The organism is Streptomyces sp. NPDC088762, from assembly GCF_044750905.1.
Taxonomy (GTDB): Bacteria; Actinomycetota; Actinomycetes; order Streptomycetales; family Streptomycetaceae; genus Streptomyces.
Map to the genome: position 1 here is coordinate 301,203 of NZ_JBIVKT010000001.1, position 18,385 is coordinate 319,587.

General features: G+C 71.9%; 14 protein-coding genes. 9 read left to right on the forward strand and 5 right to left on the reverse strand.

Going from position 1 to position 18,385, the window contains the following annotated elements:
* Positions 1-214: 214 nt before the first annotated feature.
* Both ACIP5M_RS01380 and ACIP5M_RS01385 read left to right on the forward strand, forming a co-directional pair.
* Entirely contained in the window at positions 215-2,515 is a 2,301-nt protein-coding gene (locus ACIP5M_RS01380; RefSeq protein ID WP_401190656.1) for a 4-alpha-glucanotransferase, read from the forward strand.
* A 56-nt stretch (positions 2,516-2,571) separates the two neighbouring features.
* Positions 2,572-2,814 carry a hypothetical protein gene (locus tag ACIP5M_RS01385; protein ID WP_401190658.1) on the forward strand — a complete coding sequence of 81 codons (243 nt, stop codon included), beginning with the start codon at positions 2,572-2,574 and terminating at the stop codon, positions 2,812-2,814.
* Positions 2,815-3,019: 205 nt separating this feature from the next.
* Here ACIP5M_RS01385 and ACIP5M_RS01390 read toward each other — a convergent pair whose 3' ends face one another.
* Positions 3,020-3,517: a MarR family winged helix-turn-helix transcriptional regulator gene (locus ACIP5M_RS01390; RefSeq protein ID WP_401190659.1), complete on the reverse strand. Its 498-nt coding sequence runs from the start codon at positions 3,515-3,517 to the stop codon at positions 3,020-3,022.
* Between the two features lie 105 nt (positions 3,518-3,622).
* On the opposite strand from ACIP5M_RS01390, the gene ACIP5M_RS01395 reads away from it, so the two are divergent.
* The 5 genes from ACIP5M_RS01395 to ACIP5M_RS01415 are packed head-to-tail and all read left to right on the forward strand — an operon-like array spanning position 3,623 to position 9,550.
* Positions 3,623-4,936, forward strand: a complete 1,314-nt coding sequence (locus tag ACIP5M_RS01395) for an MFS transporter (protein ID WP_401190661.1) — start codon at positions 3,623-3,625, stop codon at positions 4,934-4,936.
* Positions 4,937-4,975: 39 nt separating this feature from the next.
* Positions 4,976-5,917, forward strand: a complete 942-nt coding sequence (locus ACIP5M_RS01400; RefSeq protein ID WP_401190663.1) for an EamA family transporter — start codon at positions 4,976-4,978, stop codon at positions 5,915-5,917.
* Positions 5,918-5,969: 52 nt separating this feature from the next.
* Entirely contained in the window at positions 5,970-6,887 is a 918-nt protein-coding gene (locus ACIP5M_RS01405; RefSeq protein ID WP_401190665.1) for a DMT family transporter, read from the forward strand.
* 10 nt (positions 6,888-6,897) lie between these two features.
* Entirely contained in the window at positions 6,898-7,794 is an 897-nt protein-coding gene (locus tag ACIP5M_RS01410; RefSeq protein ID WP_401190667.1) for a LysR family transcriptional regulator, read from the forward strand.
* A 43-nt stretch (positions 7,795-7,837) separates the two neighbouring features.
* A complete protein-coding gene (locus ACIP5M_RS01415; RefSeq protein WP_401190669.1) occupies positions 7,838-9,550 on the forward strand; it encodes an FG-GAP-like repeat-containing protein in 1,713 nt (570 codons plus the stop codon).
* Between the two features lie 79 nt (positions 9,551-9,629).
* Here the strand turns inward: ACIP5M_RS01415 and pepN are convergent, their stop codons facing one another.
* A complete protein-coding gene (gene pepN, locus ACIP5M_RS01420; RefSeq protein ID WP_401190671.1) occupies positions 9,630-12,206 on the reverse strand; it encodes an aminopeptidase N in 2,577 nt (858 codons plus the stop codon).
* A 129-nt stretch (positions 12,207-12,335) separates the two neighbouring features.
* Here pepN and ACIP5M_RS01425 point away from each other — a divergent pair, with 129 nt between their 5' ends.
* Complete coding sequence (locus ACIP5M_RS01425) at positions 12,336-12,566, forward strand: type II toxin-antitoxin system ParD family antitoxin (RefSeq protein WP_401190672.1); 231 nt, start codon at positions 12,336-12,338, stop codon at positions 12,564-12,566.
* Positions 12,553-12,900, forward strand: coding sequence for a type II toxin-antitoxin system PemK/MazF family toxin (locus ACIP5M_RS01430; RefSeq protein ID WP_401190674.1), 348 nt, complete (start codon positions 12,553-12,555; stop codon positions 12,898-12,900). Before ACIP5M_RS01425 ends, ACIP5M_RS01430 begins: the two co-directional genes overlap by 14 nt.
* Positions 12,901-12,954: 54 nt before the next feature.
* On the opposite strand, the gene ACIP5M_RS01435 is transcribed toward ACIP5M_RS01430, so the two are convergent.
* The 3 genes from ACIP5M_RS01435 to ACIP5M_RS01445 all read right to left on the reverse strand — a co-directional run bounded on the left by ACIP5M_RS01435 (position 12,955) and on the right by ACIP5M_RS01445 (position 18,331).
* Positions 12,955-13,983: an aspartate-semialdehyde dehydrogenase gene (locus ACIP5M_RS01435; protein WP_401190675.1), complete on the reverse strand. Its 1,029-nt coding sequence runs from the start codon at positions 13,981-13,983 to the stop codon at positions 12,955-12,957.
* A gap of 204 nt (positions 13,984-14,187) precedes the next feature.
* Positions 14,188-17,508 carry a S8 family serine peptidase gene (locus ACIP5M_RS01440; protein WP_401190676.1) on the reverse strand — a complete coding sequence of 1,107 codons (3,321 nt, stop codon included), beginning with the start codon at positions 17,506-17,508 and terminating at the stop codon, positions 14,188-14,190.
* A gap of 262 nt (positions 17,509-17,770) precedes the next feature.
* Complete coding sequence (locus ACIP5M_RS01445; RefSeq protein ID WP_401190677.1) at positions 17,771-18,331, reverse strand: CGNR zinc finger domain-containing protein; 561 nt, start codon at positions 18,329-18,331, stop codon at positions 17,771-17,773.
* Between the last annotated feature and the right edge of the window lie 54 nt (positions 18,332-18,385).

Below are 18,385 nucleotides of genomic sequence, written 5' to 3' on the forward strand. Positions count from 1 at the left end.
GAGCCTCCTCGTCCCGAGACGTCCCCCGCTCGTACGAACGAGCCCGAGCCCACCACCAGTGCGGGCGGAGTGTCAATGAGCATGGGTGATCTGACCGGGATAGGCCAGGAATGCGATGCCTCCGAGTGGGTATGGCTGGTGTGTTTCCCGGCGGCGTCCCACCCTTCTGCACCACCCTTCTGATCCACCCTCACGCACGAAGGAGTGCCCGTAGATGGACGACCTCGCCCGGCTCGCGGCCCTGCACGGCATCGCCACCGCCTACCATCCCGGCCCGGACGTCACCGTCCCGGTGCCGCGGGCCACGGTCGCCACCGTGCTCGGGCTCCTCGGGGTGGCCGCCGAGACACCGGAGGACATCCGGGCGAGCCTGGCCGAGGCCGAACGGGTCGCTGCGGCGCGGCTGCTGCCGCCCGTACTGGTGCGGTGGGCGGGCGAGGACCCGCCGGCCGAACTGGCCGCCCTGCCCGCCGGGACGCGGATCCGGCTGGAACCGGAGGCCGCGGAGCCGGACCGCTCGGGCGCGGGGCCGGACCACGTGGGCGCGGGGCCGGACTTGGTTCCGGGGGACCCGGGGGCTGCGGGCGGGGGCACCGTCGGGGTCGACCTCGCGGCGGGGGCCGGTCCGGTGGGGCCGGGTGCGTGCCGGGGCACCTCCTCGGGCGCCGAACGTGGCGAGGGGGTGGACAGTGACGCGGTACTGCGTTCGGCGCCCTGCGGGGGCGCCCCGGCACACACCCGGCCCCGGCGGGACTCGACCGGGGCTGACCCTGTGCCACAGCCGGACCGGGACGCCGGTGCCGACGACGCGGCCGACGCGGTGGAGTGGTGCATCGGGGCCGAGGGGGTGCTGCCCGACGGGTTGCCGTTGGGGGTGCATCGGATCAGCGTTGCCCTGCCTGATGGGCGCAGTGCCGAGGCGACCCTCGTCCTGGCCCCGGACCGGGCTCCCGCCGCACCCGAGCGGGCCCACGGGCTGCTCGTTCAGCTGTACTCGCTGCTCTCCGAGCGTTCCTGGGGCATGGGCGACCTCGGCGACCTCGCCGCGCTCGCCCGCTGGGCCGGGCGCACCCACGGCGCCGGCTTCATCCAGGTCAACCCGCTGCACGCGGCCGTGCCGGGCACCCCGACCGACCCGTCCCCCTACCGCCCTTCCTCCCGCCGCTTCCCCGACCCGGTGCACCTGCACGTCGAGGACGTCCCGGAGTACGCCCGCTGTCCCGAGCGCGAGGCCCTCGCCGAACTCGCCGCGCGCGGGGGCGAGCTGCGGCGGGAGGTGCTGGAGAAGGGCGCGCTGATCGACCGCGATGCCGTCTGGGACCTCAAGCGCCGGGCTCTGGAGTTGCTGTACGCCGTCCCGCGCACCGTCGAACGCGAGGCCGACTACCGGCGGTTCTGCGCCGACCAGGGACCGGCGCTCGACCGGCACGCGGCCTGGTGCGCCGCCGCGGCCGGGGAGGACCCCGAGCAGCGCGGTGACTTCCACCGGTGGCTGGTCTGGCTGACGGATGCTCAGCTCGCCGCCGCCCAGCGGGCGGCGCGGGAGGCCGGCATGGCCGTGGGCATCGTCCACGACCTCGCCGTCGGCGTGCACCCCGAGGGCTCCGATGCCCGGACCGGCCCCTTCCACGCCCGGAGCACCTCGGTCGGCGCCCCGCCGGACGCCTTCAACGCGCGCGGCCAGGACTGGGGCCTGCCGCCCTGGCGCCCGGACCGGCTGGCCGCCACCGGGTACGCCCCCTTCCGGGCGCTGCTGCGCGGGGTGTTCCGGTACGCGGGCGCCCTGCGGATCGACCACGTGATGGGCCTGTTCCGGCTCTGGTGGATCCCGGAGGGCTGCCCGCCCGCCGAGGGCACGTACGTCTCGTACGACGGGGAGGCCATGCTGGCGATCCTGGTGCTGGAGGCCCACCGCGCCGGGGCCCTGGTCGTCGGAGAGGACCTGGGGACGGTGGAGCCGCGGGTGCGCCGGGCGCTGGCCCGGCGCGGGGTGCTCGGCACCTCGGTGCTCTGGTTCGAGCGGGACTGGGACGGCGCCGGCAGTCCGCTCGCGCCGCAGGCCTGGAGGGCCGACTGCCTGGCCACCGCCACCACCCACGACCTGCCGCCGACGGCCGCCAAGCTGGCCGGGGGTCATGTGGAGCTGCGGGACCGGCTCGGCCTGCTGACCCGCCCGGCCGAGGAGGAACGGGCCGAGGACGCCGCCGACACCGCCGAATGGCTGGAGTTGCTGGACCGCCTCGGCCTGGAGACCAAGGGCGAGGAGGCCGCCGTACGGGCCCTGTACGGGTTCCTGCTGCGCACCCCGGCCCGGCTGGTCGGCGTATGGCTGCCGGACGCGGTGGGGGACCGGCGCCCGCAGAACCTGCCGGGGACCTGGGACCAGTACCCCAATTGGCGGCTCCCGGTCGCCGATGCCGGGGGGCGGCCGCTGACCCTGGAGGAACTGGCCGCCTCGCCGCGGGCGAACGCGCTGCTGAGCGCGGTGCGGGCGGGGGCGGCCGGGGGAGGATGAGCCCGTACGGCACCCCCGGGCGCGCGGGTCGTTTGGGTGTTCGCTACGTTTGCACCGTGGACAAGAAGAACGCTCTGCGCGCCGGCGCCGTCACGGCCGGAACGACGCTGATGATGCTGCTGATGACGTCTCCCGCCCTCGCGGTGACCCGCGACGACGGCGACGACCCGGGCAAGGGTCTGAGCATTGGCGAGACGCTGGGCCTGTACGTGGCCGCGCCGATCGTGCTGTTCCTGGTGATCGCGGGCCTCGTGATGGTCGGCGACAAGTCGCGCAAGCAGCCGACGACCGAGAGCTGACCCCACCGCATCTGAAGACACCCGGGGCGCCGGGGGTCCACGCACGGCCGATCGCACGGCCGGTGTGTGGACCCCTGGCGCCCCGTCGCGTTCCCGCCCCCGGGCGGAGCTCGGGGAACGGCGGAAGGGCGGGTAGGGGACGGCCCCGCGCAGCGGCACCCACAGCCCCCGGCCGGCAGCCGACCGGCCCCCGGCCGGCCAGGCGTTACGGCAGGTCGGCCAGCAGCTTCCGCAGCAACCCCGACAGCACCTCGACCTCCTCCTCGCTCAGACCGGTGAGCGCGGCGCGCTGAACTTCCAGCCCGGCGGTGACGGCCTCGTCGATAAGGGCGAGACCGCGGTCGGTGATCGTCACCTGGAGCCCGCGGCGGTCGTGCGGATCGGGCTTGCGGATGAGCAGCCCGGCCTTCTCCAGCTTGTCCAGACGCCCGGTCATGCCGCCCGTGGTGAGCATCAGCGTCGCGGAGAGCTGGCGGGGCGAGAGGGTGTACGGGGTTCCGGATCGCCGGAGGGTGGCGACGACGTCGAACTCCCCGCGGGAGATCCCGAAGCGGTTGTAGGTCCGCTCCATCGCGTCGCCCATGGCCTTGGTGATCCGGTAGATGCGGCCGAAGACGGCCATGGGCGCGGTGTCCAGGTCCGGTCGTACCGCGTACCACTGTGCGGTGATCGCGTCGACGGCGTCCTTGTTGGCCTCGGTCATGGGCGCAGTATCCAGCTTCCACTTGTTCGTTCGCAAGAAAGTTGCTTGACGGAAAGTAGCTTACCGGTAAGCTACTCTCCAGTGACCTACTTCGGGGGAGGCGTGATGAACACCGTCAAGGCAGGTGCCGAGGCGCGAGTGGCGGGGGAGCGGTCGCTCCTCGTGGGCGTCGGGATCAGCGCGATCGGGATCGGCATGTACATCCCGTTCTCGCTCGTCTTCTTCCACCACGTCACCGGCCTCTCCTTCACCCTGGTCGGCCTGGTCATGACCATTACCGGAGTGGCCGGACTGGCCTTCATGCCGCTGGCCGGCACGGCCGTCGACCGGTTCGGCGCCAAGAAGGTCAACCTCGTCCTCTACGGGATCCGGGCGCTCGGCTTCGCCCTCTACCCCCTGGCCGGCAGCCTGCCGGCCTTCGCGGCGGTCGCCCTCGTCACCGCACTCGCCGACCGCTCCTTCGCCGTCGTCCAGCAGTCCCTGATCGGGGAGGTGGCGCGCGGCGCCGCCCGCGACCGGCTCCAGGCCTCCATCCGGGCCCTGCAGAACGCCGGGATGGGCGCGGGCGCCCTCCTCGTCTCCGGAGTGCTGGCGGTATGGGGGACCGGCGGGTTCACGTACACCGCCTGGGGCAACGCGCTCGCCTTCGCCGTCGCCGGACTGCTCGTCAGCCGGGTCCGCCCCCTCCGTGACGCCGCCCCGGCCGTCGCCGCCGGCTCCGCCGGGCGCCCGTCCGCCGGCTACCGGATGGTCCTGCGGGACCGGCCCTTCCTCGGTCTCACCGCCGCCAACTTCCTCACCGCCCTCGGCTACTCCGCCCTCTCGGTGCTCTTCCCGCTCTACCTCTCCACCTGGCTGATGGCCCCCGACTCCCTCACCGGAGCCGCCTTCACCGTCAACACCGTCCTGTGCGCCGGCGTCGGTGTCCTCGTCGCGGGCCGGGTCCGCCGCTCCGGAGCCCGTCGCACCCGCTCCGCCGCCCTCGGCGCGCTGCTCTTCGCCGCCGCCTTCGCCGGGCAGATCGTGCTCGGCACGCTGCGCCCCGGCCAGACCGCGACCCTGGTCTTCCTGCTGGCCATCGTGATCGTCTACACCCTCGGGGAACTGGTGCACAGCCCCTCCGGCGGCGCCCTGTCGGTCTCCGCCGCCCCCGAAGCCGCCCGCGGCCGCTACCTCGCCACCTACCAGCTCTCCTACTCGCTGGCCGGCGCCCTCGCCCCCTCCCTCTTCACCGCCCTGCTCGCCGTCGACGGCCGGCTGCCCTGGGCCGTCCTGACCGTCACCGCCCTCGGCGCCGCCCTGGCCCTGGTCCGGCTGGAGCGGCACCTGCCCGCCGTCGCCGTGTACGCCGAGCCGCCGGCCCCGGTCGCGGCCGGCGCCCCGGCCGCCCCCCGCCCTTCGGCTCCCGTCGCCGCCTGAACCGCCGCCGTTCCTCACCTGCCCGAGGAGTCACCCGCCATGAAGCGCATCGCCACCGTCGCCCTGACCGCCCTCGCCCCCATCTCCTGGGGTTCCACGTACGCCGTCGCCACCGAACTGCTGCCGCCCGACCGGCCTCTGTTCACCGGCGTGATGCGGGCCCTGCCTGCCGGACTGCTGCTGACCGCCCTCTCCCGGACCCTCCCCAAGGGCGAGTGGTGGTGGAAGTCGGCCGTCCTGGGCACGCTCAACATCGGCGCCTTCTTCCCGCTGCTGTTCCTCTCCGCCTACCGCCTGCCCGGCGGGGTCGCGGCCGTACTCGGCGCCGTCGGCCCGCTGTTCGTCGTCGCGCTCGCCGCCCTCGTCCTCGGGGAGCGGGCGAGCCTGCGCACCGTGCTCGCCGCCGTCGTCGGGGCGTTCGGCGTGAGCATGGTCGTCCTCACCGGCGATGCGAAGCTCGACCTCGTCGGCGTCGTCGCCGGTGTGGTCTCCTCCGCCTCCATGGGCGCCGGCACCGTCATGACCAAGCGCTGGGGCCGGCCCGAGGGCGTCGGGCCGCTGGCCGTGACCGGCTGGCAGCTCACGGCGGGCGGACTGGTCATCATCCCCGTCGCCGCCCTCGTCGAAGGGGCGCCGCCCGTGCTCGACGGCAAGGCCTTCCTCGGCTACGGCTACATGATGCTGATCAACACCGGCATCGCGTACTGGCTCTGGTTCCGCGGCATCGGGCAGCTCACCGCCACCTCGGTCACCCTGCTCGGCCCGCTCTCCCCGCTCACCGCCGCCGTCCTCGGGTGGGCCGCCCTCGGCCAGGCGCTGACCCCCGTCCAGCTGGTGGGGATGGCGATCGCCTTCGGGGCCACGATCGCCGGCCAGCTGGCTGCCGCCCGCGCTGCTGCCAAGCCAGAACCGTTCAGTTCTACTGAAGAGAACGATCGAAACATTTCGATGGACCTGAGGGGTCGAGAGGTGCGACCGTAACACCGCACCCACCACCCGACCGACCCCGAGGGGGAGACACACAGTGGCCGTCATGGACCGCGTCCGTACCGTTTCGCAGGCACAACCCGCCACCGCGGGGAAGAAGGGGGCCGCCGGACTCGGCGTACTCCTCGCCCTGCTCGCGACGGTCGTCTGGTCCGGCAGCTTCGTCGCCACCCGGGGGATGGCCGACTCCGTCCCGCCCGTCCAGGCCGTCTTCTGGCGGTGGATCATCGCCACCCTCGCCGTCGCCCCCTTCGCCGCCCGGCAGGCCTGGCAGCAGCGGGCCCTGATCCGCAAGCACTCCGGATTCATCGCCCTCGCCACGCTGTTCGGCGTCGCCCTCTACAACACCCTCGTGCACCAGGCCGGACTGACCACCTCCGCCTCCAACATGGGCATGATCATGGCCGCCTCGCCCGTCATCATGGCGCTCTACGGCCGCCTCGGCGGCGAACGGCTCGGCGCCCGGCGCACGTTCGGCCTGCTGCTCGCCGCGTTCGGCGTGCTGCTGCTGGTCGGGGACGGCTCCCTCGGCTTCGACTTCGGCGCCGGCGACCTGTGGATGTTCGCGGCGGCCCTCTCCTTCGCCACCTACAGCGCCCTGCTCAAGCGCAAGCCCGCCGAGCTCGGCGGACTGGCCTTCCTGCTCACCACCTTCGTGCTCGGCGCGCTGATGCTGGCCCCGGCCTACGCCGTCTCCCTCTCCGTCCAGGGCGGCTTCGAGATCGGCGCCGGAACGGTCGGACCGCTCCTGTACGTCGGGGTGTTCTCCTCGGCCGTCGCCTTCTTCGCGTGGAACAAGGCCGTCTCGATCATCGGAGCAGCCCGCGCCGGGATCGTCTACTACCTCCAGCCGGTCTGCGTCGCGGTCCTCGGCTTCCTGCTCATCGGCGAACAGACCGGACCGGCGCAGCTGCTCTGCATGGCGCTGATCCTCGGCGGTGTCGGGCTCGGTGCCCGGCGGTAGGTTCGGGCCCATGACCGAGTGGGACATCAAGAAGCTGCGGATCCTGCGGACCCTCGCCGAACAGGGGACCGTGACCGCGACGGCCGAGGCGCTGCACATGACGCCCTCGGCCGTTTCGCAGCAGCTGACCAATCTCGCCCGGCAGTTGGGGGTTGCGCTGCTGGAGGCCCAGGGCCGCAGGGTCCGCCTCACCGACGCCGCGCACCTCGTACTGCGGCACGCGGGGGCGGTCTTCGCCGAGCTGGAGCGGGCCGAGGCGGAGCTGGCCGGGTACCTCGCAGGGGACGCGGGAGAGGTCCGGATCGGGGCCTTCTCCACGGCCGTACCCGCCCTCGTCGTCCCGGCGGTGGCGGCGCTGCGGCGCAGCCACCCCCGGGTGGAGGTCCGCGTACGGGAGACGGAGGCGGCCGAGTCCTACGAGCTGCTGTCGGCGGGGGCGGTCGACCTGGCGCTGTCGCTGGCGGCCCACGCCCCGACGGCGCGGGACCCCCGGTTCACCCGGGTGACGCTGCTGGAGGACCCGCTGGACGTGGCGCTCCCGCCGGGGCACCCGCGGGCGGACGCGGCGGACCTGCGGCTGGCGGACCTGTCCGGGGACCCCTGGATCTACGGGGGCAGCGGCCCCTGGTCGGAGATCGCTGTGGGCGCGTGCGAGGCGGCGGGCTTCGTTCCGGAGCAGGCCCACTCGGCGTCCGGCTGGACCGCGATCCTGGCCATGGTCGAGGCGGGCATGGGCGTGGCGCTGGTCCCGCGCATGGTGTCGAGCCGCGCCTCCGGGGTGGCCGTCAGGGTCCTCGCCCACGACCGCCCCACCCGCCACGTGATCGCGGCGGTCCGCCGCGGCTCCGAATCGGCACCGGCCCTGGCCCATGTCCTGGACGCCCTGAAAGCGGTGCCGGCGCAGTGATCTAGCCTGGCCCTTTTGCCTGATGACGACGAGGGTGGGGGCAGTGAGAGCGAGAACGGCACTACGGGGATGGGCGGCCGCGGGACTGGTCCTGGCGGCCGGCCTGTTCGTGAGCGCGCCGGCGATACCGGCCGAGTCCGCGCAGGCACCGGCAGGCACACCGCCGGTGCGCACGATCACGTACAACGTCTGCGGCGCGTCCGACTGCCGGAGCGAGATGACCCTGACCGCCTGGGCGGACGGCCTCCAGAAGCACATCACCGACTGGGACGCCGACGTGGTGGCCCTCCAGGAGATGTGCAAGGGCCAGTACGACCGGCTGCGCCAGGTCCTGCCCGGCTACGCGGCCGTCTGGACCAGCACCCAGCCCGCCGCCGGCTGCGACAAGTGGGGCGACGACAAGGGCTTCGGCCAGGCGCTCCTGATCAAGGGCCGCCAGAGCGAGGTCACCGGCATGTCGGCGGAGCTGACGCCGCCCGGCTACACCAAGGAGCACCGCTCCGTGGTCTGCGCCAAGGCCCCGGTGGACGGGCGCACGGTCCTGGCCTGCGGCACACACCTGCGGCGCGACGACCTCACGCAGAACGACACTCCGGCGCTGATGCAACGGATCGAGAGCTGGTCGGGCGGCCTGCCGGTCATCCTCGTCGGCGACTTCAACGCCCGGCCGACCTACCCCCACATGGACCCGGTCTACGCGGGCCTGCCCGGCACCCTGTCCTTGGCCGAGGCGGCGTGCACGCCGACGGGGCCGGAGCCCTGCCGCGGTGGCGCGTACACCTCCGCCGACAACGAGACGCACACGAAGTGGGTCTCGAAGTTCGACTACAGCTTCTTCAGCCGCCAGGACTTCCGTGACCTGCGGAGCGAGGCCATGGACATCAGCGAGGGCCTCACCGTCCCCTTCACCTCGATCATGGACCACAAGCTGGTCCGCTCGGCCGCCACCTTCGCCGACCGCCCGCGCGCCGTCGACGGCGACCTCACCGGTGACGGCATTCGCGACCTGCTCGCCGTCCAGGACGACGGCTCGCTGCGCCTCTACCCCGGAACCGGCGGCGGCCGCTTCGCCCCGTACCGCGTCATCGGCGCGAGCGGTTTCGCGGGCGCCGACGTCAGCCACCGCGGCGACTGGAACGGCGACGGCCGTGAGGACGTCATCGCGCGCATCGGCGACGACCTGTGGGTCTACCCCAACCTCGGCCTCGGCCGCCTCGGTGAGCGCATTCCGATGGGCCAACGCCCCGCGAACTGGGCGCACGCCAACGTGCTCGCCGTCGGAGACGTCGACGGTGACGGGCAGCCCGACCTCGTGGGCCGCAGCGTCAACGGGCTGTACCTGCACCGGGGCAGCGTCGGCACCAACCCCACCGTGTGGGAGGCCGTGCCGACGCTGGGCCTCACCGAGTGGAAGGACCACGAGATCCTCGCCCCGGGCGACGTGAACAACGACGGCCGCGCCGACCTCTGGGCCCGCACCGCCGACGGCAGGATCCTCCAGTTCCTGTCCGCCGGAGCCCAGACGCTCACCGCGCCCACGCAGATCGGCTCCGCGCCCCCGGCCTCCCACCCGCTCGCCGGCACCGTCGGCGACTCCAACGGCGACGGCCGTGCCGACCTGCTGCTCACCACGGCGCCCGAGGGCACCGGCACCGGCGGCCTGGACTTCCTGCCGGGCACCGCGGCCGGTACCGGCTTCGACGCCCCCGTGTCCATCGGCGAGGGCGGCTGGCGCTGGATCCAGTCGATGCGCTGACGGGCGTACGGACGACGGGAAAGGGGCGCCCCCGGTGCGTGATGCACCGGGGGCGCCCCCTTTTTTCCGGGCCGCCGGATCAGGCCGAAGCGGCGGCGGAGTCGGCCGCCTGGGCCTTCAGCGCGCGCTCGACGCCCGCGCGGGACTCCGAGACCAGGCGGCGCAGCGCCGCGTTCGGCTCGGCCGACGCCAGCCAGGCGTCCGTCGCGGCCAGCGTCTCCTCCGAGACCTGGAGGGAGGGGTAGAGCCCCACCGCGATCTGCTGGGCGATCTCGTGGCTGCGGGTGTCCCAGACCTCCTTGACCGCCGCGAAGTACTTCGCGGTGTACGGGGCCAGCAGCTCGCGCTGGTCGGTCTGGACGAAGCCGCCGATCACCGCCTCCTGCACGGCGTTGGGGAGGTCCGCGGACTCCACCACCGACGCCCACGCCTCGGCCTTGGCCTCCGCCGTCGGGCGCGCGGCCCGTGCGGTCGCCGCGTGGCGCTCGCCCGCCGCCGTGGCGTCCCGCTCCAGCTCGGCCGCGATGGCCTGCTCGTCGGCGACGCCCGTCGCGGCGAGCCGCTCCAGGAACGCCCACCGCAGCTCCGTGTCGACGGCCAGGCCCTCGATCACGGCCGAGCCGTCCAGCAGCGCCGACAGGTAGGTCAGCTGCCCCTCCGTGCGGGCCGTCGCCGCGAAGGCGCGCGCCCACGCCAGCTGGTGGTCACTGCCCGGCTCGGCCGCCCGCAGGTGCTCCAGCGTGGCCTCGGTCCAGGTGGCCAGGCCCTGCTCCCGCCACGCCGGGTCGGCGTACAGGTCGATGGCCAGCTTCACCTGGCGGTGCAGCGACTGGACCACGCCGATGTCCGACTCCTTGCCGATGCCCGACAGGACGAGGGAGAGGTAGTCGCGGGTGGCCAGCTCGCCGTCCCGGGTCATGTCCCAGGCCGAGGCCCAGCACAGCGCACGCGGCAGGGACTCGGTGAAGTCGCCCAGGTGCGCCGTGACGTTGGCGAGGGAGACCTCGTCGAGGCGGACCTTCGCGTACGACAGGTCGTCGTCGTTCAGCAGCACGACGGTCGGACGGGCACGGCCTGCCAGCTCCGGCACCGCCGTCAGCTCGCCGTCGATGTCCAGCTCGACGCGGTCCGTGCGGACCAGCTTGCCGTCCTGCAGCTCGTACAGGCCGACCGCGATCCGGTGCGGGCGCAGCACGGGCTCGCCCTTGGCGCCCGCCGGCAGGGCCGGGGCCTCCTGGCGGATCGCGAAGGAGGTGATGGAGCCCTTCTCGTCGGTCTCGATCTCCGGGCGCAGGATGTTGATGCCGGCCGTCTCCAGCCACGCCTTCGACCAGGCGGCCAGATCGCGGCCCGAGGTCTCCTCCAGGGCGCCCAGCAGGTCGGACAGGCGCGTGTTGCCGAACGCGTGCGCCTTGAAGTACGCCTGCACGCCCTTGAAGAAGGCGTCCATGCCGACGTAGGCGACGAGCTGCTTGAGCACCGAGGCGCCCTTGGCGTACGTGATGCCGTCGAAGTTGACCAGGACGTCGTCCAGGTCACGGATGTCCGCCATGATCGGGTGCGTGGACGGCAGCTGGTCCTGCCGGTACGCCCAGGTCTTCATGGAGTTGGCGAAGGTGGTCCACGCGTGCGGCCACTTCGAGCCCTCCGCGTACGCCTGGCAGGCGATGGAGGTGTAGGTGGCGAACGACTCGTTCAGCCACAGGTCGTTCCACCACTCCATGGTGACGAGGTCGCCGAACCACATGTGGGCGAGCTCGTGCAGGATGGTCTCGGCGCGCACCTCGTACGCCGCGTCCGTCACCTTGGAGCGGAAGACGTACTGGTCGCGGATGGTCACCGCGCCCGCGTTCTCCATGGCGCCCGCGTTGAACTCGGGCACGAAGAGCTGGTCGTACTTCGCGAACGGGTAGTCGTAGGCGAACTTCTCCTGGAACCAGTCGAAGCCCTGCCGGGTCACGTCGAAGATCGCGTCCGCGTCGAGGAACTCGGCGAGCGAGGGGCGGCAGTAGATGCCGAGCGGCACGGACTGGCCGTCCGGACCCTCGTAGCTGCTGTGCACCGCGTGGTACGGGCCGACGATCAGGGCGGTGATGTAGGAGGAGATGCGGGGGGTCGGCTCGAAGGCCCAGACCCGGTCCTTCGGCTCGGGGGTCGGCGAGTTCGAGATGACCGTCCAGCCCTCGGGGGCCGTCACGGTGAACTGGAAGGTTGCCTTCAGGTCGGGCTGCTCGAAGCTGGCGAAGACCCGCCGCGCGTCCGGCACCTCGAACTGGGTGTACAGGTAGGCCTGCTGGTCCACCGGGTCGACGAAGCGGTGCAGGCCCTCGCCGGTGTTGGTGTACGCGCAGTCCGCGACGACCCGCAGCTCGTTCGCCCCGGCCGCCAGGTGCGTCAGGGCGATGCGCGAGTCCCGGAAGACGGCGGCGACGTCGAGCGCCTTGCCGTTGAGGACGACCTCGTGCACGGCCGGTGCGACCAGATCGATGAAGGTCTCGGCCCCGGCCTCGGCCGACTGGAAGCGCACGGTGGTCACGGAGGGGTAGGTGCCGCCCTCCTGCGCGCCGCTGAGATCGAGTTCGATCTCGTACGAGTCGACGGTGAGCAGCTTCGCTCGCTGCTGGGCCTCTTCACGGGTGAGATTCGTGCCTGGCACGCGGTCATCTCCTTTGATGGTGACGTTGCCCGGCCATCCTGCCATCCGGACTGGGGCACCGCGGCGGAGTAATCCAGGGGCGAACGAAACGGTGGCGCCCCGGGTAGTACTAGCGGTAGCCTTTCAGGTATGAAGATTAGTGTGAGCTTGCCGGAGGAGGTCGTGGCCTTCGTCGATCAGTACGCGGCCAGGACAGAAGCGGAGTCCCGTTCTGCGGTGATACAGGCCGCTATCCGGCTGCTGCAGGAGTCGGCACTGGAGGACGAGTACCTGGCCGCGTGGGACGAGTGGTACGAAAGCGGCGAGGCTGAACTGTGGGACAACACGGTGGGGGACGGGATCGTTGATGAAGCGCGGTGACATCTACCTCGTAGATCTCGACCCGGCCGTGGGCAGTGAGGCCAACAAACTGCGCCCTGCCGTCCTGGTGACCAACGATGCCGCGAACCGTATGGCGGACCGCGCTCAGCGAGGTGTCCTGGCCGTGGTGCCGGTGACCTCGAACGTCACCCATGTGCGCACGTTCCAGGTTCTCCTGTCTGCGACGGAGACCGGTCTCAGACTGGACTCCAAGGCTCAGTGCGAGCAGATCAGGGCCCTGGACCTCTCGCGGTTCGGACGGCGGATCGGCATGGTGCCGGTGCAGTCGATGAGGGAGATCGACCGGGCGCTGCGTCAGCAGCTCGGGCTCTAGAACAACGGAGGGGCGGCACCGTCACGGTGCCGCCCCTCCATCGTGCGAGCCGGCTCAGCCGCGCAGCTCCTCGGCCACGAGCTCCGCGATCTGCACCGCGTTCAGCGCCGCGCCCTTGCGCAGGTTGTCGTTCGACAGGAACAGCGCGAGGCCGTTCTCCACGGTCTCGTCGACGCGGATGCGACCCACGTACGAGGCGTCCTTGCCGGCCGCCTGGAGAGGGTTCGGGATCTCGGACAGCTCCACGCCCGGGGCGTCCTTCAGCAGCTCGTAGGCGCGCTCGACGCTGATCGGGCGGTCGAAGCGCGCGTTGACCTGGAGCGAGTGGCCGGAGAAGACCGGTACGCGCACGCAGGTGCCCGAGACCTTGAGCTCCGGGATCTCCAGGATCTTGCGGGACTCGTTGCGGAGCTTCTGCTCCTCGTCGGTCTCGAAGGTGCCGTCGTCCACGATCGAGCCCGCGAGCGGCAGCACGTTGAAGGCGATCGGACGCTTGTAGACGCCCGGCTCGGGGAAGTCGACGGCCCCGCCGTCGTGGACCAGCCCGGTCGCACCGTCCGCCACGGCCTTGACCTGGCCGTCGAGCTCGGCGACGCCCGCCAGGCCCGAGCCGGACACGGCCTGGTAGGTGGTGGCGACCATGGCGGTCAGGCCGGCCTCGTCGTGCAGCGGACGCAGCACCGGCATCGCGGCCATGGTGGTGCAGTTCGGGTTCGCGATGATGCCCTTGGGGCGGTTCTTGATCGCGTGCGGGTTGACCTCTGAGACCACCAGGGGGACCTCGGGGTCCCTGCGCCACGCCGAGGAGTTGTCGATCACGACGGCGCCCTGCGAGGCGACCTTCTCGGCGAGGGCCTTGGAGGTGGCGCCACCGGCGGAGAAGAGCACGATGTCCAGGCCGGAGTAGTCGGCCGTGGAAGCGTCCTCGATGGTGATCTCCCGGCCCTCCCACTCCAGGGTCGTGCCGGCGGAACGGGCCGAGGCGAACAGCCGCAGCTCGTCCACCGGGAACTTCCGCTCGGCGAGGATGCTCCGCATGACTCCGCCGACCTGTCCGGTGGCTCCGACGATTCCGACCCTCACGGTGACTCCTCTGGTACGTGCAGCTGGGGCTAGCCTGCTCCATCATGCGTGCGACCCCGGGCCGCTTGTCCAATCCATTGTCCGTAGTACGGACGGGACCCGGGCGGCGTCCGGTTCCTCCGCCTCCGCGACCGGTCCCCGGGCCGGTGCAGGAAGGGGCCGGTGCTCATCGAGCACCGGCCCCTCCTTCATGCGGTCACTCCGTTACGGGAGGACCTTCTCGATCTGCACGCTGCCGGTGCCGGCGGCGGTGCCGCGGGCGTTGAGCAGCTGGACCTGGCCGAAGAACTGGCGGCCCTCGGGGGCCGCGCTGTTGACCAGGACGTTTGCCGAGACCGGCGCGGTGGCGCCGTTGGCGAGGTTCACCGTGGCGGCCTCGTCGACCTGGACGGAGCCCAGGGCGGACGAGAAGTACACGTCGCGGTAGTCGTACGTGGTGGAGCCGGCCGGGACCGCGTAGCCGATCACCTTGATGGTGTAGGTGCCCGCGGCCGGGTCGGCCAGGCTCACGGCCTCCTCGGAGTCGCCGTCGGCGGAGGAGCCGACCTTGGCGCCGTCCTTGTAGACCTCGAGGTCGAGGTCGGCGCCGGTGTCGGACACCTTGCCGATCGCGATGTCGAGGCGGGAGACGCCCTGGCCGATGGTGACCTCGGTGGTCTGGGTCTCACCGTTCGCGATGGTCGGCTTGGCGACCTTCGCGGAGCCGAGCGGGCCGCCCTGCAGCTTGCCGCCGGAGATGGCGGCGGCGTCGTTCTTGACGGTCCACTGGACGGGCGCCGGGGTGCCCTGCTTCACCTCGGGCAGGACCTTGACCGCGGGGTCGAAGGCCGCGCCGAGCACGGAGACGTCCAGCTTGAACGGGTTGTCGAGGAGCGGCGACGTACGGCGCGACTCGACCTCGATCTCCCACACGCCCGGCGTCGGCTCGGGGTACGAGCGCAGGTCGGGGCGGCACTTGTTCGACGGGTTGTCGTAGTTCGGGTAGCACTGGGTCGTCGCGCTGTCCTCGACGCCCACACCGTACGGGTGGATCGAGATGAAGCGCGTCTGGCTGCCCGCCGCGAGACCGCCGAGGGCGACCTCGAGGGTCTTGGCGCCCGCCGGAACGGTCACGAAGTACGACTTGTGGCTGTTGCGCTGCACGGAGGAGGTCTCCGACAGCGTGAACGACGGCTTCGCCAGCGGGGTGGCGGCGACGACCGTGGTCAGGATCTGCTTGTCGATGCCCTCGGTGGTCTCGTCGTCCAGCTGCAGGATGCCGCTGTGGACGCCGCCCGACTTGGCGTTGGCCTCGACCTTGATGGTGACGGGCTTGTTCAGCGGCAGGGTGACGTAGTCGTAGCCGCCGAGAACCTTGAAGGTGCCGTCGTTGTTGCGCCAGCTCAGGTTGTGCCGGGTGCCGTACTTGACGCCCGTGGTGCGGGTGACGACGACGTCGTAGACCTTCTTCTGGCCGACCTTGAGGCCGCCCTCGCGGTCGTAGACGCCGGTGCCGAAGCCCGGGGTCTTCAGGAACTGGTCGATCGCGGTGTCGACCGGCGCCTTGACGGTGAAGTCGTTGGCCTTCGGGCCGCGCTGGATGGACTCCCACGCGCCGTTCACGTTGATGAGACCGGCACCCTGTGCGTGGGCCGGGACATCGTCGATCTTCTTCGCGGTGCTGGTCAGCGCCACCCGCAGGGCGGCCGGGTCCAGCTTGATGCCGGCCTGCTTGGCGGCCGAGATCAGCAGGGCGCTGGCGCCCGCGGCCTGCGGCGAGGACATCGAGGTGCCCTGGAGCATGCCGTAACCGGCCGGCAGGTTGTAACCGGCCTCCTTCACCGGCGCGCCGGGCAGCCAGGTCTGGATGGTGTTGATCGACGCGCCGGGGGCGGTGATGGTCGGCGTGAAGCCGCCGTCCTCACGCGGACCGCGCGAGGAGAAGGGGAACATGTTGTACTTCTTGGTCACGGCGGAGCCGTAGTTGGCGGCCCAGGTCTCCTTGGAGACCGCGGCGCCCACGGAGATGACCTTGTCCGCGAGGCCGGGGTCGCCGATGGTGTTGATGCCGGGACCCTCGTTGCCCGCCGAGATGACGAGCTGGACACCGTAGGTGTCGATGAGGTTCTTGTAGAGCTCGGAGCGCGCGTTGTTGCCGTCGTTCAGCGCCGGCAGACCGCCGATGGACATGTTGACGATGTCCACGCCGCGGTTGACGACGAGGTCGATCATGCCCTCGGTCAGCGCGATGTTGGTGCAGCCGCCGGACCAGGAGCAGGCGCGCGAGGAGACGATCTTCGCGCCCGGCGCCTCGCCGTTCATCGCGCCGCCGAAGAGGCCGTTGGCGGAGGTGATGCCGGCGACGTGCGTGCCGTGCTCGGACTCGATGATGCCGACGTTGACGAAGTCGGCCTTCTTGCCGACCCAGTCACCGCCGAGCGGGTCCATCGGGACGTCCTTGCGGATCTCGATCACGAACGGGATGCGCTCGGCGACCTCGGTCGCCGGGTTGTCCGTGCCGAAGTAGCCGATCTGGTAGCCGTCCCGGTAGGGCTTCATCGGCTCGTTGTTCGTGAAGTCGCCGTCCTGGTCCGTGTCGACGCGGACGGTGCCGGCGGCGACGTCGTAGAGCAGGCCGAACCGGTCGGTGGTGTCCCCGTCCCGGTTGACGTCGCCCTTCATGTCGCCGTTGGCGGTGATCGACTCGCTGAAGCGGCTCCACTGGAAGCTGCCCTCGGGGGCCTTCCAGCTCTGGCCGCCCGCCGTGAAGGTGCCGCCCGTGGCGGTGACCGGGGTGATCTGGGCGCGCCAGGTGGCGTCGCCGTCGGTGATCGGGTCGGTCGCCGTCACCCAGTCGACGATCTTGCGCTCGCCGGTGGTGGTCTTCTGCAGGGCCGGGTGGCCGAGGTCGACGCCCGAGTCCATGATGCCGATGGTCACGCCGCGGCCGTCGGCCTGCGGGTTGTTCTTGACGAAGTCGACCGCGCCGGTCTCGAAGGACGGGTTGTACGGGTTCTTCGCCGGGGTGTTCTTGTCCGGCGCCGGGTACGACCCGGGCGCGGGCGTGCCCGCTCCCGTCTCGCGGCCCGCGTCGGGGCGCGGGTCCGGCAGCTGGATCTCGTGCCGCAGGTCGATGCCGTGCACGGAGGACAGCTTGGCGGCCGCCTTCAGCGCGGCCTCCGCCTGGCCGGTGGGCAGGGTGGCGCGGACGTAACCGAGCTTGTCGTACGTCTGGCCCACCGAGGCGCCCTGGACGGCGTCGAGCTGCTCGGCCACCTGCTTGGTCTGCCCGGGGGCGGTGGCGACCATGACGGTGACGGTCGCGTCGCCCTTGGTCTTCGCCTCCTGGAGCAGCTCGGCGTCGGCCGAACCGAGCTTCTGGTCGGCGGACTTCACGGCGGGGGTGGTGCCCGGGTTGTCGGCGCCGGTCGCAGCGAAGACGGTCCCGGAGCCGGTGGCCGCGAGGGCGGCGACCAGACCGGCCGCGGCCGCGACGCGTGCGACGCGTCTGGCCCCGGATATGGAGCTGGGGGATTCGAGGGTCATCAGCATCCCTGGTAAGTGAAAGAAACGGTCCGGATTTCGGTGCCGGATGACCGGTCAGCTTTGCGCAAGCGGTCGCTCTTTGGGGAGAGTTGTCATTGACCGAGACCTGCCATGGCGCACTCTCGCCAATGCGGGGTTTGCGCCAGCGCGACCGTACCGGGACAGACCGGTGCGAACCGAGGGTGCTGAAGAGTGGATTTGTAGACTTACCCGCCTTGCCGTGAGGAACGGTCTCAGATCGGGTGTGACAAATTCCGGGCGCTCAGCGCACGCGCGTGCGCGCGTAGTGGCGCGAGGCCTTCGCCCGGTTTCCGCAGGCGGCCATCGAGCACCAGCGCCGGGTGCCGTTGCGCGAGGTGTCGTGGAAGTGCAGCACGCACCTCTCGGAGGCGCACTTGCGGATCCGGTCGGGTGCGGAGCCGAGCAGCTCGAGGTAGTCGCGCGCCGCCGTCCAGGCCGGCCCCCAGGCCGGATCGGCGAACTCGGCGCGCTCGCCCGGCCCGTCGGCCGTCAGCGTCGCGCGGATGCGGCCGTGCTCCAGCACCGCGTCGACCAGGGCGCGGGCGCTCTCGTCGGACGGGTCCGCGACCGCTCGGGCCAGCGCCTCGCGGGCGGTCAGCAGGTGGACGAGGGTCGCGGCGTCGGCGCGGAAGCGGTCGGCCAGACCGGTGCTGTGCAGCCAGATCGCGAGCCCCTCGATCCGGGTCAGCCCGAAGGCCCCGGCGAAGAGGTCGGTGAGCTCGCCCTCCCTCATCCAGCGGGTGTTGAGCAGGTCGAGCGAGACCGGCTCCCCGGTCAGGGGTCGTGGGTCCGCCGCCGTCATGTCCGCCTCCTGGTGCCACTAACCCCTCAAGGGTACGTGGCCGGTTGACGATTC